At 57.0% G+C, this 15,271-nt stretch carries 16 protein-coding genes; 6 read left to right on the top strand and 10 right to left on the bottom strand.

The window, feature by feature from the left end:
• Window positions 1–4: 4 nt before the first annotated feature.
• Complete coding sequence (locus tag AC2TAD_RS11570; RefSeq protein WP_480867804.1) at window positions 5–1,579, bottom strand: KpsE/RkpR family capsule polysaccharide export protein; 1,575 nt, start codon at window positions 1,577–1,579, stop codon at window positions 5–7.
• Window positions 1,557–2,216, bottom strand: coding sequence for an ABC transporter ATP-binding protein (locus AC2TAD_RS11565; RefSeq protein ID WP_480867802.1), 660 nt, complete (start codon window positions 2,214–2,216; stop codon window positions 1,557–1,559). Before AC2TAD_RS11565 ends, AC2TAD_RS11570 begins: the two co-directional genes overlap by 23 nt.
• Window positions 2,217–2,433: 217 nt before the next feature.
• Between AC2TAD_RS11565 and AC2TAD_RS11560 the strand changes: the two genes are divergently transcribed.
• Window positions 2,434–3,021, top strand: coding sequence for a uracil-DNA glycosylase family protein (locus AC2TAD_RS11560; RefSeq protein WP_480867800.1), 588 nt, complete (start codon window positions 2,434–2,436; stop codon window positions 3,019–3,021).
• Window positions 3,014–3,802, top strand: coding sequence for an SseB family protein (locus tag AC2TAD_RS11555; RefSeq protein ID WP_480867798.1), 789 nt, complete (start codon window positions 3,014–3,016; stop codon window positions 3,800–3,802). The genes AC2TAD_RS11560 and AC2TAD_RS11555 overlap by 8 nt, the downstream gene beginning before the upstream one ends.
• Before the next feature lie 35 nt (window positions 3,803–3,837).
• On the opposite strand, the gene yghU is transcribed toward AC2TAD_RS11555, so the two are convergent.
• Window positions 3,838–4,716 (bottom strand): glutathione-dependent disulfide-bond oxidoreductase, encoded by an 879-nt coding sequence (gene yghU, locus AC2TAD_RS11550; RefSeq protein ID WP_480867797.1) that lies wholly within the window; start codon window positions 4,714–4,716, stop codon window positions 3,838–3,840.
• Between the two features lie 248 nt (window positions 4,717–4,964).
• Between yghU and AC2TAD_RS11545 the strand changes: the two genes are divergently transcribed.
• Window positions 4,965–5,483: a YHS domain-containing (seleno)protein gene (locus AC2TAD_RS11545; RefSeq protein WP_170352397.1), complete on the top strand. Its 519-nt coding sequence runs from the start codon at window positions 4,965–4,967 to the stop codon at window positions 5,481–5,483.
• A gap of 59 nt (window positions 5,484–5,542) precedes the next feature.
• Here the strand turns inward: AC2TAD_RS11545 and AC2TAD_RS11540 are convergent, their stop codons facing one another.
• A complete protein-coding gene (locus AC2TAD_RS11540) occupies window positions 5,543–6,196 on the bottom strand; it encodes a J domain-containing protein (protein WP_480867794.1) in 654 nt (217 codons plus the stop codon).
• 163 nt (window positions 6,197–6,359) lie between these two features.
• Window positions 6,360–7,226 (bottom strand): methylenetetrahydrofolate reductase [NAD(P)H], encoded by an 867-nt coding sequence (metF, locus tag AC2TAD_RS11535; protein WP_170753528.1) that lies wholly within the window; start codon window positions 7,224–7,226, stop codon window positions 6,360–6,362.
• Between the two features lie 93 nt (window positions 7,227–7,319).
• On the opposite strand from metF, the gene AC2TAD_RS11530 reads away from it, so the two are divergent.
• Complete coding sequence (locus tag AC2TAD_RS11530; RefSeq protein ID WP_170352400.1) at window positions 7,320–8,225, top strand: LysR family transcriptional regulator; 906 nt, start codon at window positions 7,320–7,322, stop codon at window positions 8,223–8,225.
• 96 nt (window positions 8,226–8,321) lie between these two features.
• The gene (locus AC2TAD_RS11525; RefSeq protein ID WP_480867793.1) at window positions 8,322–9,107 is read left to right on the top strand and encodes an inositol monophosphatase family protein; all 786 of its coding nucleotides are present in this window, start codon (window positions 8,322–8,324) and stop codon (window positions 9,105–9,107) included.
• Between the two features lie 54 nt (window positions 9,108–9,161).
• On the opposite strand, the gene bhcD is transcribed toward AC2TAD_RS11525, so the two are convergent.
• Genes bhcD through bhcA form a run of 4 tightly spaced genes read right to left on the bottom strand, consistent with a single transcriptional unit; the run spans window position 9,162 to window position 13,509 of the window.
• Window positions 9,162–10,145: an iminosuccinate reductase BhcD gene (gene bhcD, locus AC2TAD_RS11520; protein WP_480867792.1), complete on the bottom strand. Its 984-nt coding sequence runs from the start codon at window positions 10,143–10,145 to the stop codon at window positions 9,162–9,164.
• A gap of 15 nt (window positions 10,146–10,160) precedes the next feature.
• Window positions 10,161–11,324 (bottom strand): 3-hydroxy-D-aspartate aldolase BhcC, encoded by a 1,164-nt coding sequence (gene bhcC / locus AC2TAD_RS11515; protein WP_480867790.1) that lies wholly within the window; start codon window positions 11,322–11,324, stop codon window positions 10,161–10,163.
• Window positions 11,325–11,335: 11 nt separating this feature from the next.
• Entirely contained in the window at window positions 11,336–12,307 is a 972-nt protein-coding gene (bhcB, locus tag AC2TAD_RS11510; RefSeq protein ID WP_480867789.1) for a beta-hydroxyaspartate dehydratase BhcB, read from the bottom strand.
• An 11-nt stretch (window positions 12,308–12,318) separates the two neighbouring features.
• Window positions 12,319–13,509 carry an L-aspartate--glyoxylate aminotransferase BhcA gene (bhcA, locus tag AC2TAD_RS11505; RefSeq protein WP_480867787.1) on the bottom strand — a complete coding sequence of 397 codons (1,191 nt, stop codon included), beginning with the start codon at window positions 13,507–13,509 and terminating at the stop codon, window positions 12,319–12,321.
• A gap of 187 nt (window positions 13,510–13,696) precedes the next feature.
• Between bhcA and bhcR the strand changes: the two genes are divergently transcribed.
• A complete protein-coding gene (gene bhcR, locus AC2TAD_RS11500; RefSeq protein WP_480867785.1) occupies window positions 13,697–14,539 on the top strand; it encodes an HTH-type transcriptional regulator BhcR in 843 nt (280 codons plus the stop codon).
• Here bhcR and AC2TAD_RS11495 read toward each other — a convergent pair.
• On the bottom strand, window positions 14,504–15,247 hold the full coding sequence (locus AC2TAD_RS11495) for a rhomboid family intramembrane serine protease (protein ID WP_480867783.1): 744 nt from the start codon (window positions 15,245–15,247) through the stop codon (window positions 14,504–14,506). The genes bhcR and AC2TAD_RS11495 overlap by 36 nt on opposite strands.
• Window positions 15,248–15,271: the final 24 nt, after the last annotated feature.

Below are 15,271 nucleotides of genomic sequence, written 5' to 3'. Positions count from 1 at the left end.
TGTCTTACGAGGATACCTGTTCACGAAGGACCGACGCGGTAAGCGAGATCAACAGGTAGATACCAGCAAACAACAGGAATGCCAAAATCGTATTTTCGAATTTGCGCGGGTAAGTGGGGTCCTGACTGGGCACAGGATTAACCGAGACTGTCAGATATCTAACCTTACGGTTAGCCTCGGTCCGGGTGGTTTCCATTTGCTGCATAGCGTTTTGCAGCATCATATCCCGGGCAATCAAATCGGCCTGAGCCATTTGAAGGCGCACGCTAAGCTGGGCAAGCGAATTTTCGCCTGCCGAGACATCCAGCATCTGTGCATTAAGCTCATCCAGGACTTGTTCAAGACGACGGATATCTGCACGCGCGCCATCGACCTTGGCTTGGTTGGGCCGCAGGTTGTCCAGCAAAGCAGCCAATTGCAGTTCTTTGTCTTGAATCTCGGTTTCCAGCGCGTTGATGCGCCCGCGCAGACCAGCGATCACGTTTTCAGGGTCCAGCAAAGCACCTTGCAACTGCAACTCGATCAAGTCTTCCTGCGCTTTTCGGCGCTCGGCCTGGGCCAACTCGAATCCGGCGCGGGCCTCGCGCATCTGGTCTTCGCGTTTCAACTCGGTCAGTCCGTTGATCGTTTCTTCAGCATAGGACAACAAGCGCTCGGACAGACCGACGGCAAGCTCGGCCGATGGGGCGGCAACCTCCATCCGTATGATCCCGTCGCTTGGGTCATATCCGATCGTTATCATCCGTTTGAACAGCTTGTAGGTTTCTTCCAGACTGGCATCAGGCGACAGGCGCTGAATTGGATCAATCCACTCCTGTTTGAAGATTTCGGCGAAGCCCATGTCCCGATCCAACCGAAGAAGGGCATCTTTGGATTCCAGGAACTCCTGCGTCGCCACCGAGTCCTGCGCTGTGGCATATTGCGTACCGGCCAAAAACCCACGGAACGATGCGCCTCCGCCATCGGCCTGAAGAATCGAGAAAGCCGAATCGCTGGCATACATTGGGGTCGCGTAGCGATAGAAATAGGTGCCCACGATTAGCGTCGGAAGCAAAACAAATGCAGCGAGGCGCGCGAACAATGCCATCAGCTTGCGCCTGCGTCTGCGAGCAATGTCCCTTTGGATCTCCTTGATCTCAATCTCGCGACGCTCTGCCGGGTTCATTTCGGGGCCAGGCAGGGTTTGAGCGGCTTCAGAAAACGTTTGGGGCAGTTGGATGGTGATTTTGTCCTTGGTCTCACCCTCAGTGCGTTTCTTTTCAGCGGCCAGATCTAAAAGGTTAGCCCGTTCAAACGGGTCGATACCTTTTTTCCGCAAAAGACGTACGGCATCATAATCCGAGGTCGCGGCAAGCCCGTTTTTCTGAGCAAGACGTCGTGCCACCCTAAGCTGCCGTCCGGTCAGTCCTTCGCGTTTGATCTCGTCGATTTCTGTAGCAGTCTGCGACTCGTTTGCGGCGGCCGGAGCCTTCGTTGCCTTGCGAATACGCGAGATCGCCTCAGCGCGCGCTTCAGGGTCGCCAGAGCCTTTGCGCTTGCGGCGCAGGTTGTAGATGCTAGCCTTGGGTTTGGTAGTCATATAGCTGCTTAGCCTCTTCCAAGGTGTCAAACATGTAAAGCTGACCGTCCACGAGAACGGCAGCCTGACGGGCGAATTTTTCCAGCACTGCAGGGCTGTGGGATACAATGACCAACGTGGTCGTGCGCAACCTTTCCCTCAGAATGTCACTGGCTTTCCTGTTGAATTCGACATCCGTGGTGGCGGGCATGCCTTCGTCAATCAGATACATGTCGAAATCAAGTGCCAGCATCAAGGCAAAGGTGAAACGGGCCTTCATGCCCGATGAATACGTGGCCATTGGCTGGTCAAAATACTCGCCCAGATTGCACAGCCATTTACAATAGGCTTCGACGTAATCGGGATCCATGCCATAGATTTTCGCGATATATCGCGCGTTTTCCAGTGCCGAAAGCTTGTTCGCAACGCCACCAGTGAACCCCATCGGAAACGAAATCCGGCAGGACTTGCGGATCACGCCTTCATCCGGTTTCTCTAACCCGGCCATCATGTTGATCAGTGTTGTTTTGCCAGTGCCGTTCGGGGCAAGCACGCCCAGAGATTTCCCAAGCTCAACCCTGAACGACACCCGGTCCAGGATCACCTTGCGGCGCGTCCCGGTCCAGAAAGACTTACTGACGTTCTCAAACTCAAGCATACTGGGCCTGCTACATATGTCTTTTTATTGCACCGACCAAGCCGGTGATGCCGCGTTCACGCGTGCTGCATTATGTCGAAAAATGAGGGGGGGGATCAATGCGTTCGCTTGCATGCTGTTGCTATTGTGACTTTTCCATCTGTTGGCGTCCAAAGGCGCGTTGTCTATCCTTTGATCTAACCGTCACTCATTTTGATGCAGGAAACCTTGCGATCTGATGAATGCACTCGAGAAAGACATCGCAGCCTGCAGGATCTGCGCCGATAGGTTTGCCGACACGCACACTGCGCACGAACCTCGACCGGTGGTCTGGTTCCGCAAAGGAACTTCGGTTCTGATTGCAGGGCAGGCACCCGGCGCACGCGTTCACGAATCCGGTCGCCCTTTTACCGACCCCTCCGGGGATCGCCTGCGGGATTGGTTGGGGCTTGATGAACCGACATTCTATGACCGCTCAAAGGTGTCGATTGTGCCAATGGCATTCTGCTTTCCCGGATATGATGTGCGCAAAGCCGATCTGCCTCCACCGCCGATCTGCGGGCAAACCTGGCACGACCGGGTGATGCAAGCGCTGGGCGAAATGCCGTTAACGGTTCTGGTCGGGGGCCATGCGCAAAAATATCACCTGGGCACAAAAAGCTCGGTGACGGAAACGGTGCGCAACTGGCGGGACCATGCGCCGCGCGTCTTTGCCTTGCCTCATCCGTCTTGGCGGAATACGGCATGGATGAAGAAAAACCCCTGGTTCGAGGCCGACCTTCTGCCGGTCTTGCGTGCGCGGGTGCAAGAGGTTCTGAATGACTGACACAACAGCTCTGGATGCCGCCCATTCCGCGATGGAGGCTGCCCCACTGGACGATGCTGCCCGACTGCGCTTTTTTGAACGGCTAGCGGATAGCGAGTTGTTTCTTTTGCTGACCGAAGAGGCGAAAGACGAAAACATCTCGCCCGAATTGTTCGATGTGGCTGACGGCCGGTTTGTTCTGGCCTTCGATCGGGAAGATCGGCTTGCCCGATTTGCGGAACGCCCGGTGCCTTATGTTGCTTTGTCGGGGCGGATTTTGTCCAACATGCTGGCCGGTCAGGGGATTGGTCTGGGTCTGAACCTTGAGGTCGCGCCATCGTCCATGCTGATCCCGTCCGAGGCCCTTGGATGGTTGGCTACGACTTTGCAGCACGCGCCAGAGGAAGTGCAGCAACACCTGTCCGAGTTCCTACCCCCCGTTGGGTTGCCCGACGATCTGTTAACGGCCCTGGACGCCAAACTGGCAACGGCCGTAGGTCTGGCGCAGGCGGCATATCTGGTCGGCACAAAGACGTCTGAGGGTGGCACAGGTCATCTGCTGGGCTTTGTCGGAGCGGTGAGCGGGGCTGAGGCTGCGCTGGCCAAAGCTGCGTCCGAAGCGTTGACCTTTTCGGGTATCGAAGCTGGGGCCATGGATGTCGGTTTTTTTTCAGCGCACGACTCGGCTGCCGCAGCGTTGGCGCGCGTTGGGCTAAGGTTCGATTTGCCCCAGCCCGAGACGTCCGAATATGCGCAGATAGCACCGGGCAGCGACCCGGATAAACCACCAATTCTGCAATAATAAGGCCCCGCAGATTAAGCTGCGAGGCCCATGCGTTACTCCGCTGCAGGTTCCAGCTTGTCCTGAGTGCGGGTTTCAAAGTCGCTGGCCTCGTGGCGTTCGTGAAGCTGCATGTGCTTTTCACCGAAGGGACGGTTGACCATGCGACCGCGCAGTACTGCGGGGCGTTCGTCGACTGCTTTGGCCCAACGCATAACGTTCTTATAGGATTCGACGTCCAGAAACTCGGCGGCGTCATACAGACGTCCCAGAACCAACTGACCGTACCAGGGCCAGATGGCCATGTCGGCAATGCTGTAATCGTTGCCTGCAATATAGGCATTTTCCGCCAGTTGCTTGTCCAGAACGTCTAACTGGCGCTTGGTTTCCATTGCAAACCGGTTGATCGGGTATTCCCATTTCTCGGGCGCATACGCATAGAAATGGCCGAACCCGCCGCCCAGATAAGGTGCGCTGCCCATCTGCCAGAATACCCAGTTCATCACCTCAGTCCGTTCGGGACCGGATTTCGGCAGAAAGGCGTCGAATTTCTCGGCCAAATGAAACAGGATCGAGGCGCTTTCGAACACGCGCACAGGTTCATCCCCCGACCGGTCCCAAAGCGCGGGTATCTTTGAGTTCGGGTTTGCCCCGACAAAGCCCGAACTGAATTGATCGCCCTCGCCGATATTGATCAGCCAGGCGTTATATTCGGCCTCTTCATGGCCAAGGGCCAACAGTTCTTCCAGCATCACCGTGACTTTGACACCGTTTGGCGTTGCCAGCGAATACAACTGGAACGGATGGCGTCCTACAGGCAGGTCTTTGTCGTGCGTCGCGCCGGAAATGGGGCGGTTGATATTGGCGAATTGTCCGCCATTCTGACTGTCCCAAGTCCAAACCTTTGGCGGGGTATAGGTCGATTGCTCGCTCATTTCTTGCCTTCCTCAGCAAATCTGGTGTGCATTGTCTGTCCGCAGCAACAGCTAATATTGCAAAGCGCCGAGTCCAACCCCGCATCTGTGGTTCATTTTGTAACATTCGGCGCCAATACTCTCACGTTTCTTCATCGGACGTCACAGCGCCGCGAGCAGGACTGCTCTGAGCCCTGAAATCGCTTATTGTCTGGTCAGACCCGGAATGCGGGTGACCTTGAAACCTAAGGACAAGAGGATTGACCTATATGAAACGTTTTGCCCTGACCCTTGCAGCAACGCTGGCATTCGCTGTTCCGGCATTCGCTGGTGATCAGTATGTTGATGGAACCGGTTATGCTGTTTCAGGCTATGATGTTGTGGCCTATCGCAGCCTGGATCAGTCACCGGTTGGTAAGGCGCAGCCGGCGGGCGTTCGTGGGCGTTCCGACATCACCGCTGAATACAATGGCGCAACCTGGGCATTCTCGACCGAAGAAAACCGCGACAAGTTTTTGGAGAACCCCGCGTACTACGCGCCGCAGTATGATGGCCATTGCGCCTATGGCGTGTCACGTGGCGGCAAGGTTCCGGCCAACCCGAACCTGTGGCGCATCGTTGATGACAAGCTGTACCTGAACATCACGGACGTGGTTGTTGGATTCTTCGAGGAAGATATCCCGGGTAACATCAATCTGGCGGAAGGTAACTGGCCGGGTATCGAGCCTGCGAAAGCTTCGACCGCAGTTATCCCGAAATTTACCTCGGACGCTCCGATTTCCAACTAAATGGAATCCGACAAACGAAAACCCGGCTGGTATCAGCCGGGTTTTTTGCATTTCAGGCCTCAGCTTGCCAGTTCAAAGGCATCCTGCAGGGCCTGATCCGCATCGAACCGTATGCGAACACTTTTGGCGCCAGGAAACTTTCGGGCCATGATCGCGTCAGGGACAACGACTTCGCCGGCACCTGCGTTCTTGGATTGGAAATTCAAAACTTCGGTTTCCGTTTTGCGAAACCCAGCCAGAACAGATGTGGGCAAAGCAACGCGGTTCGCACCTTTGCAGACCGGAGACTTCACGAAGTATATCAGATTACGACCAAAACACTCGATAGCGCTGGGGATGTGGTCCGAGTCAGCAACGATTTTGTCGGCACCGTCAGTTGGCGCAGTTTTGCCAGAATGGGCCAACGCCCGAGCAAGCAGATCACGACAGGCGCTGACTTCGGTGTCTTTCAACCGGATCACGCGTTTGCGCAGCTTGGGCCTTTTGGGCTTGCCATGCATCGAGCTCTTGGTGGTCAGCCCCTCTTGCCGCAGAAGATCATAAGCGTCTTTGGCGCGGACAAAATCCGAGCAATCATTGTCAGCGCGGTCAGGATGTGCGCTGAAGGCAATCTTGCGCCAAGCGTTGCGGATGTCGTCGGAACTGGCACTGTGGTCCAGCCCAAGCGCATACAAAGCATCTGTCCGCGCCTTGATCTTTTCAACTGCTTCCATACCCAAATCACTCACTAAACAACAACATGCCCTAGTGTTGTGACGGTCGCAATTTTGTCAAATTTGGTGAGTTTTTAGGGGGTATGTGGGAACAATTTCGAGATAACTATTTTGATTGTTCCCACTATTGCGTCTGATTGGCCAGGTATCGTCCGGCCTTTCGTTAGGCCACGTTCTGCAACGAGGGCTTTGGTGTGATCCCAAGAGCAAAGCAGACATCGCGCGTCAGTTCTGGCCGGTTCAGTGTATAGAAATGCAGTTTGTCCACACCGCCTTCTATAAGGTCCGAGCACAGCTCGGTGCACAATGCAGTAGCCAGCAAATCCTCGCGGTCATCCCGGAGGGCCTTGTCAAATGCCTGCTCGATCCAGCCGGGAATGCGTGTGCCACAACGTTTGGCAAAGTTGCGCGCGCCTTTCCAGTTCTCGATTGGCAGGATGCCCGGCACGATGGGCTTGTCGATCCCGGCCTTTTCGCAGGCGTCGCGGAAGCGGAAAAAAGTCTCGGCCTCAAAGAAGAACTGCGTCAGCGCTTCGTCTGCGCCAGCGTCCAGCTTGGCTTTCAACCAGTCGATATCAGTGCGAGCGCATTGCGCTTCGGGGTGGATGTCTGGATAGGCGCCCACGCGGATGTTGAACGCGCCGGTGTCTGAAAGCGCTTCGATCAGTTCGACCGAATTGGCGAACCCGTCTGGATGAGGGACGAACCGGTCCTGTCCTTTGGGGGGGTCGCCACGCAGTGCCACGATGTCTTTCACACCTGCCTTGGCGAAGGAATCTGCTATTTGCAGGGTCTCAGCGCGGGTCGCATCGACGCACGTCAAATGCGCGGCCACGGGAAGACCCGAAGACTTGTGCAAAGTCGCCACCGCATCGCGGGTCAATTCCCGCGTGGTGCCACCAGCACCATAGGTGACTGACACAAAGCGCGGGTCCAGCGGAGCCAGCGTCTGCACGGTGTCCCACAGGCGGAACGAGGCCTCGAGCGTTTGGGGCGGGAAGAATTCGAATGAAATCTCAGGTTGTGTCATCTCGGCCTCGTAAATACTGGTTGCAGGCCTTGTGCCATGACCTGCATTGTGAGACAAACTCATATTCCTCAAGAACAACATGAGTTCCATTGAATGCATATCGAATTCCGGCACCTGCGCACGATCAAGGCGATCCATGAATGCGGCGGTCTGGCCCGCGCGGCGGATCAGCTGAACATCACCCAATCGGCGTTGAGTCATCAGATCAAAGGGCTTGAGGATCAGGCCGGGGTTGAGCTGTTCCTGCGCCGCTCCAAGCCGATGAAGTTGTCGGCGGCGGGGTTGCGCCTGTTGCGGCTGGCCGAACAGATACTACCGCAGGTCGAAGCGACGCAGCACGAATTTTCTTCCCTGCGCGACGGGCGCACGGGCCGGATGCATATCGCGATCGAGTGCCATGCCTGTTTCGAATGGCTGTTTCCGGTGTTGGAAGCTTTCCGTAAATCCTGGGGCGATGTGGATGTCGATATCCGCCCCGGGCTGGCCTTTGACGCGTTGCCCGCGCTGCAGAAGGAAGAGGTCGATCTGGTCGTGTCCTCGGACCCCGAAGACCTGCCGGGGGTCGAGTTCATCAAACTGTTTGACTACGATGCGGTGTTTGTTGCGGCCTCGGCCCACCCATTGGCACAAAAGGATTTCATCGAAGCCGAGGATTTCCGCGGTCAGACTCTGATCACCTATCCGGTCGAACGCACGCGTTTGGACGTGTTCAGCCAGTTGCTGATCCCAGCGCGGGTGGAACCGGCGGCCATCCGGCAGGTGGAGCTGACAGCAGTTATCCTTTTGCTGGTCGCTTCGAACCGGGGGATTTCGGTCCTACCCGACTGGGTGGTGCGCGAGGTCAAGTATAACTCGGACTATGTGACCCGGCCACTGACCAAGGACGGGATCACCCGCAGTCTGTATGCGGCGGTGCGGTCCGAGGACCTTGAAAAACCCTATGTGCAGGAACTGATCGAACTGGCCGGGACCGAGGCGCGTAAGCTGCAATCGCAATAGGCGCGAAACGCGGGGCTGCTATGCGCATCAAGCCTCTTGGCAAGGGCGCATTGCATCAGTATACGCGCGGTTTGACCGAACAGGAGCCTTGGGACAATGGTAGGCAGTGCAAACCTCAACATCATGATCAAAGCCGCGCGCAAGGCGGGGCGGTCTCTAGTCAAGGATTTCCGCGAAGTCGAGAACCTGCAGGTCTCGATGAAGGGCGCGGGTGACTTTGTCTCCAAGGCCGATATCGCCGCCGAGGCGATCCTGAAAGAGGAATTGCTGGGCGCTCGCCCGACCTATGGCTGGCTGGGTGAAGAAGGCGGCGGGCAGGCGGGTGAAGACCCAACGCGCCGCTGGATTGTCGACCCGTTGGACGGCACCACCAACTTCCTGCACGGGCTGCCGCATTGGGCGATTTCCATCGCTCTGGAACACAAGGGCAAGATCGTTGCCGGCGTGATCTATGACCCCGCCAAGGATGAGATGTTCTTTGCCGAAAAGGGCGAGGGCGCGTGGATGAACGACACCCGCATCCGCGTTTCGGGCCGTCACCGTATGATCGAATCGATCTTTGCGACCGGTTTGCCTTTTGGTGGCCGTTCTGACCTGCCTGCGACCTTGCAGGATCTGGCCCGTATCATGCCCACCTGCGCTGGCGTGCGTCGTTGGGGATCGGCAGCGCTGGATTTGGCTTATGTCGCTGCAGGGCGTTACGAAGGCTATTGGGAACGTCGACTGAACGCGTGGGACGTGGCAGCCGGGATCATCATCGTGAAAGAGGCTGGCGGATTTGTGCAAGCCATCAATCCAGAAGGCAGTGTCTTGGAGGATGGTGAGGTTATCTGTTCGAATGAGCCGATCTTTGACCAGTTCTCGAAGGTGATCCGGGGCTGATTTTCTTAAGCCAGTGCCGAACAAGCGCGCCCCGTACAAGGCGCGCTTTTTTGTTTATAACGCAATGCGTTGGGCTAACCCGCAGTCTTCAGCCAGCCGTGCGGCGACGGATGCGACCGCCAGGTCCTGCAGGCCGACCCCTGTTCCATCGAACAAGGTGATCTGATCCGCCGAAACCCGGCCAGGATGAACGCCATTGATCACAGCGCCGATGGGCGTAATAGCCTTCTCTGTAAGAGCCCCGTTGCCAACGGCGTGCTGCGCTTCACCAATCGAGACGGATTGCGCCACCTCATCCGTAAAGACCGAGGCCGCAGAGACCAGTGCCGGGTCGACTTCTTGCTTTCCTTTGGTGTCGGTGCCCATACAGGCCAGATGGGTGCCGGGTTTGATCCACTCCTTCATCAGCAGGGGCTCGAAAGCTGAGGTGATGGTGATGATCACATCCGCCTGTGCGCCCAACTCCTGTGGGCTGACGCTTTCGAATTCCAACCCGATCTCGTCAGCGACGGAGGCCAATCGAGGCAGCATGTCCGGATGTGGATTCCACGCCACGACCTTTTCGAACACGCGTTGCTCGGCGGCTGCGCGCAGTTGAAAGGTGGATTGATGGCCAGCCCCGACCATGCCCAGAACCTTGGCGTCCTTACGGGCCAGATGAGCGATGGACACAGCAGATGACGCCGCAGTGCGCACTGCCGTCAGATAGTTGCCGCCAACCAGTGCCGACAGTCGCCCCGTATCCGGGTCGAACAGGAACACTGTGGATTGATGGTTGGTCAGGCCGCGATCTGTATTCCCTGGCCAATACCCACCGGACTTCACACCCAGCACTTGCCCTTCGCGGTCGAACCCGGACTTGAACCCATAAATCGCATCTGCGTGGCCCAAAGCCTCGCGGATCACGGGAAAGTTTCGCGCCCCGCCGCTGGCCATGGCGCCGAAGACGGCCTCGACAGCATCAAATGCTTGTTGACGGCCCACGAGTTGGGCACATAAATCCTCGGTCACAATCAGCGGTCCGTCTTGAGTAATCATGGCATCCCTCATCGCTTAATACGCCTTTCCGCGCGCCGACACTGGCCACAACGCTTCGACTTTGCCGCCGCGTACGCCGACATACCAGTCATGGACATTGCAAGTGGGGTCGCAGTGACCAGGCACCAGCCGTAGCTTGTCATTGACTTTCAAAACCCCGTCCGGGTCGCCAATCACGCCATGTTCGTCCGAACATTTGAGGTATTCCACGTCGTCGCGCCCATATACGAATGGCAGGCCGCTATCGACAGACTGGGCTTTGAGACCCGCATCGCAGACCGCAATATCAGGTTTGGAATGGCTCATGACACTGGTCAGGATGAACAGCGCGTTCTCCCATTCACCTTGGTCAATCCGGTTGCCGTCCTTGTCCAGAATGCGTCCGTAATCAGCATCCATGAACGCGTAAGACCCGCATTGCAATTCATTGTAAACGCCTGACTCGCTTTCAAAATAATACGACCCAGTTCCTCCGCCCGAGACCAGTTCGCAGTCTATCCCTTCTGCTTTCAAACCCTCGACCGCGTCTTTGACCATCGCGATGGCGACGTCCAGTTTTTCCTTGCGGGCTTCATAACTGTCCATGTGCTGCATCGCACCCTGATAGGCCTGTATTCCTGTGAACTTGAGATTTGCGGCGGCGTGAACCGCTTGGGCGATTTCAACGACTGCTGCGGTCGAGGTCACGCCGCAACGTCCTGCGCCGCAGTCGATTTCGACAAAAACCTCCAACTCGGTGCCGTGCCGCGTGGCTGCCGACGACAGCTCGGCGATGTTGTCCACGTCATCTACGCAGACGATTGTGCGCGCACCCAGTTTGGGCAGACGCGCCAAGCGATCGATCTTGGCTGGGTCGCGCACCTGATTGGATACGAGGATGTCTTTGATACCACCACGGGCAAAGACTTCGGCCTCGGACACTTTCTGACAGCACACGCCGACCGCGCCACCCAGTTCTTCTTGTAGCTTGGCTACGTCCACGGATTTGTGCATTTTGCCATGCACCCTATGCCGCATCCCGTGCGCTTTGGCGTAGTCACCCATCTTCTTGATATTTCGTTCAAGCGCATCAAGGTTCAGGATTAGGCTTGGCGTCTGGATATCGCGTTCGTCCATCCCAATGGCGGCAGGGATGTCGAAGCCGATCTCGAGATCGTCAAATTTCGCGGATTTGTTCATATTCTCTCTCCTCATCCTTGCAACCATGGCAACTTGTCTAGATCGACGTTCCCGCCTGTTATGATCACGCCTACACGTTTGCCGCGGAACACGTCTTGGTTCTTCAAGATGACCGCCAATGGCACCGCCGAAGATGGTTCCATCACCACCCGAAGGTGCTTCCACGTCAATTTCATAGCGGCGATGATCTCGTCGTCAGAGGCTGTGAAAATGTCCGTCACATGGTTCGAGACAAAGTGCCATGTGTTCTCTTTCAAGGGCACCAGCAAGCCGTCAGCGACGGTATTGGGTGCGTCGTCGGCAATTATGTACCCAGCCTTGAAGGACCGAAACGCATCATCCGCCTGCTCGGGTTCGGCCGCGTAAATCTCTGTGCCGGATGCAAGGTTCGAGACGGTCAGGCAGGTGCCCGAAACCATGCCGCCGCCGCCAATTGGGGCGATTACGGCGTCAACGCCGCCGGTTTGATCCAGCAATTCAGCCGAGCAAGTGGCTTGCCCTGCGATCACACGCGGATCGTTGTAGGGGTGGATGAACTCACCTCTTGTCCGGGCCTGAACCTCGGCAAAGGTAGCCTCGCGCGATGAAGTTGAAGGATCGCATTCCGTGATGGTACCGCCATACCTGCGTACCGCGTCTTTCTTGGCCTGAGGCGCTGTGCGGGGCATAACGACGTTGCACGGGATACCCCGGCGACCAGCAGCGTATGAGAGCGACAACGCGTGGTTGCCGCTGGAATGGGTGCACACCCCCTTGACGGCCTCTTCTTCGCTGAGGCTGAAGACCGCGTTGCAAGCACCGCGCACTTTGAAAGCACCTGCCTCCTGAAAGTTCTCGCATTTAAAGAACAACTGCGCGCCGGTCAGGTCATTCAGGTAGTCCGACGTCATCAGCGGTGTGCGTCTGATATGAGGTGCAATCCGCCGTTGCGCCGCGCGCATGTCCGCGATCGTCAAGTTGGCGGCTTGTGAATGGTCCAACATCTCCACCCTCCTTATGCGGCTGCCTTGGCGTGGTCCGGCGACCCTTTGCGATAGAAATCCTGTGCGGCGGCGACTCCGCTACCCAAGTTGATCGGATAGTGCAGATCGGCCATCGCCATCTCAATCGTCGACAGGCCGGACAGGACCATCGCATCCGTCAGGCTACCCAAATGACCAATGCGAAACGCCTTACCGTCAAGCTGGCCCAGGCCGATGCCGAATGACATCCCGTATGCGTTGAACGCATGATCTGTCAGCGCATTGCTGTTGGTACCATCCGGTACATAGATCGCGCTGACAGTGTCGGAATAAAGCTCAGGCGCCTCGGCAACCAGTTGCAGGCCCCAGGCATCAACGGCGCGCCGAACGCCTTCAGCAAGACGGGTGTGGCGGGCATAGACATTCTCAAGCCCTTCCTCGAACAACATTTTCAGGCTTTCCCGCATCCCGTAGATCAGTTGCAGCGGTGGGGTATAAGGAAAGCCACCAGACGCATTGGCTTGCATCATGTCGCGAAAATCGAAGAACGTGCGCGGTAGCGTCGCCGTTGCCGAAGCCGCCAGAGCCTTGGGGCTGACACAAAGGATCGCCATGCCGGTTGCCAGCATGAACCCTTTTTGCGACCCGGACACGGCGATATCGACACCCCATTCGTCGAACTCGAACGGCATGGACGCTAGGGAACTGACACAATCTACGAATAGCATCGCGGGATGATTGGCGGTGTCTATTGCGCGCCGAACTGCACTGATGTCCGACCGAACGCCGGTTGCGGTTTCGTTATGGGTCACCAGAACTGCACGGATTTGGTGTGCATTGTCCTTGGACAGGGCGGTTTCGAACTGCTCGGCAGGGGCACCGCTGCCCCAAGGGCAATCGATCACCTGAACGTCCAGTCCATGCCGTTGGCATAGGTCGATCCAACGGTGACTGAATACGCCGTACCGCGCCACCAGAACCTTGTCACCGGGGTTGAGCGTGTTGGTCACCGCAGCTTCCCACCCGCCAGTTCCGCTGGCGGGGTAGGTGACGACCTGACCAGAGGTGGTGCCAAAAACCTTCTTTGTGTCTTCAAGCACGGGGGCAAAGGTTTCGATGAAATCGGGCGCGCGGTGGTCCTGAGTCTGGACCTGCATTGCAAGACGCAGCCTGTCCGGGATGTTAGTCGGGCCAGGAATGAAAACAGGGTTTTGGTTGGACATGACGTGTTCCTCCGCATTTGAGGTCAGTGTCCGGGAATGCTCGGTTCCATGCAATTTTCTTGAAAAATATTTTCATTTTTGCAAGTTTAATACTAAGGCGCTGATTTGATTTGAGTTTCTTTTTTTCATTTCTTGGGGAAGAAAAACGGGCCAAAAAAATTTGACGTCGCAAACCGGAGAAAATGGGATGGAATCCTCAAAAAGACAGCGCGGTAGACCGAAGTCCTTGTTCAAGGAAAGCACGGCCGGGACGATGCAGTCGCTGGATCGCGCGCTAGGTGTTTTGACCGAAACTGCCCGGCAGGAGCGCGCAGCATTAAGCGATCTGGCACGTGAGACTGGTGTACCTACGGCCACCACCCACCGCATTCTGATGACTTTGCAGAAACACGGGTTCGTGGCCTTCGACGAAGAACGACAGGAGTGGATGATCGGGATCGAGGCTTATCGGACCGGGGCCTCGTTCCTGCGACGTAATAGTGTGATCGAGATTGGGCGGCCAGTCCTGCGCAGATTGATGCAGGACAGCGGAGAAACGGCCAATCTGGCGGTCCCGGACGGGGCGCAGGTGGTGTTTGTCGGTCAGGTTGAAACAGCAAACCCGATCCGGGCGTTTTTCCCGCCGGGGGCGCGGACGCCGATGTATGCCTCGGGGACGGGAAAGGCGATTCTGGCCGCGATGGGAGAGGCCGCGCTGACCAGATTGATGACCGGGGCCAAACCGGAACGCTTCACGCCTCATACTTTAATAGACGACACCCGGTTGCAGGCAGACTTGGATCAAACCCGCGCGCGGGGATGGTCATTAGACCGGGAGGAGCGATATCAGGGAATGTCCTGCATCGGAGCAGCCATATTCAACGACCGGGGCGAGCCTTGTGCAGGTATCTCGGTGTCTGGTCCAACGGTCCGGTTCAACGCTGAACGCGCGCCGGAACTGGGGGCGCTGGTCCAGGCCGCCGCGCAAGAGGTAACGCGGCAAAGCGGTGGTCACTTACCGGCGCGGGATGCGGGGAATGCGGGATTGTGACAGCTTGTATTCGTGCTCGGGGTGGGGCGGGTGGCCGTGGGTGCGGTTCCAATAAGACATCGCGCCGCGCCTTAGCCACAAGGGGACGCAAAGGATCAGACCAACGAGGAACCCACCGGTATGTGCCCAATAGGCGACACCGCCCTTGTCAGGATCGCTTGCCAGGCTACCGAGGAACTGCATTCCCAACCACACTCCCAACATGACAAAGGCCGGGATAGTAAATACGCGGAAATAGACGACTAGGATCAACAGGATGTCGACGCGGGCTTTGGGGAACATCAGAAGATACCCGCCCAAGACGCCAGCAATGGCACCAGACGCGCCAATCGTGGGGATCACTGATTCAGGAGCCGTCACGACGTGGATCAACCCCGCTCCGATACCGGCCAGCACATAAAACAGCAGAAAGGGTAGATGCCCCATTTCGTCTTCCAGGTTGTCTCCGAAAATCCACAGAAACAGCATGTTGCCCGCCAGATGCATCCAGCCGCCATGCAAAAACATAGAGGTCACAAGCGTTTCCAGCGCAAATCCATCCGTGATACGGGCCGGGATTACCGCATAATCGAAGTAAAGTTGATTGAGTAACCGTGCGTTATCCATGATCCCCACATAGCTGAGGAAGATCACGATATTCGCTGCCATCAGCAGATAGACGACGTAAGGCGTGCGCCCCGAGGGGTTATGGTCACGGATCGGAAACATGGCGCGACGCTGGGCTTTTCGCGG

It is taken from the genome of Ruegeria sp. HKCCD7628 (assembly GCF_057221005.1).
The sequence above is the reverse complement of the archived record's forward strand: the minus strand, read 5'-3'. Positions and strand labels throughout refer to the sequence as shown.

Coding starts and splice junctions, on each gene's coding strand:
- AC2TAD_RS11495 (WP_480867783.1), bottom strand. CDS start 15,247: ATGTTTCCGATCCGTGACCATAACCCCTCGGGGCGCACGCCTTACGTC.
- bhcD (WP_480867792.1), bottom strand. CDS start 10,145: ATGATTACTCAAGACGGACCGCTGATTGTGACCGAGGATTTATGTGCC.
- AC2TAD_RS11565 (WP_480867802.1), bottom strand. CDS start 2,216: ATGCTTGAGTTTGAGAACGTCAGTAAGTCTTTCTGGACCGGGACGCGC.
- AC2TAD_RS11525 (WP_480867793.1), top strand. CDS start 8,322: ATGGTAGGCAGTGCAAACCTCAACATCATGATCAAAGCCGCGCGCAAG.
- metF (WP_170753528.1), bottom strand. CDS start 7,226: ATGACACAACCTGAGATTTCATTCGAATTCTTCCCGCCCCAAACGCTC.
- AC2TAD_RS11545 (WP_170352397.1), top strand. CDS start 4,965: ATGAAACGTTTTGCCCTGACCCTTGCAGCAACGCTGGCATTCGCTGTT.
- bhcC (WP_480867790.1), bottom strand. CDS start 11,324: ATGAACAAATCCGCGAAATTTGACGATCTCGAGATCGGCTTCGACATC.
- bhcB (WP_480867789.1), bottom strand. CDS start 12,307: ATGTTGGACCATTCACAAGCCGCCAACTTGACGATCGCGGACATGCGC.
- AC2TAD_RS11570 (WP_480867804.1), bottom strand. CDS start 1,579: ATGACTACCAAACCCAAGGCTAGCATCTACAACCTGCGCCGCAAGCGC.
- AC2TAD_RS11555 (WP_480867798.1), top strand. CDS start 3,014: ATGACTGACACAACAGCTCTGGATGCCGCCCATTCCGCGATGGAGGCT.
- bhcR (WP_480867785.1), top strand. CDS start 13,697: ATGGAATCCTCAAAAAGACAGCGCGGTAGACCGAAGTCCTTGTTCAAG.
- AC2TAD_RS11530 (WP_170352400.1), top strand. CDS start 7,320: ATGCATATCGAATTCCGGCACCTGCGCACGATCAAGGCGATCCATGAA.
- AC2TAD_RS11540 (WP_480867794.1), bottom strand. CDS start 6,196: ATGGAAGCAGTTGAAAAGATCAAGGCGCGGACAGATGCTTTGTATGCG.
- bhcA (WP_480867787.1), bottom strand. CDS start 13,509: ATGTCCAACCAAAACCCTGTTTTCATTCCTGGCCCGACTAACATCCCG.
- AC2TAD_RS11560 (WP_480867800.1), top strand. CDS start 2,434: ATGAATGCACTCGAGAAAGACATCGCAGCCTGCAGGATCTGCGCCGAT.
- yghU (WP_480867797.1), bottom strand. CDS start 4,716: ATGAGCGAGCAATCGACCTATACCCCGCCAAAGGTTTGGACTTGGGAC.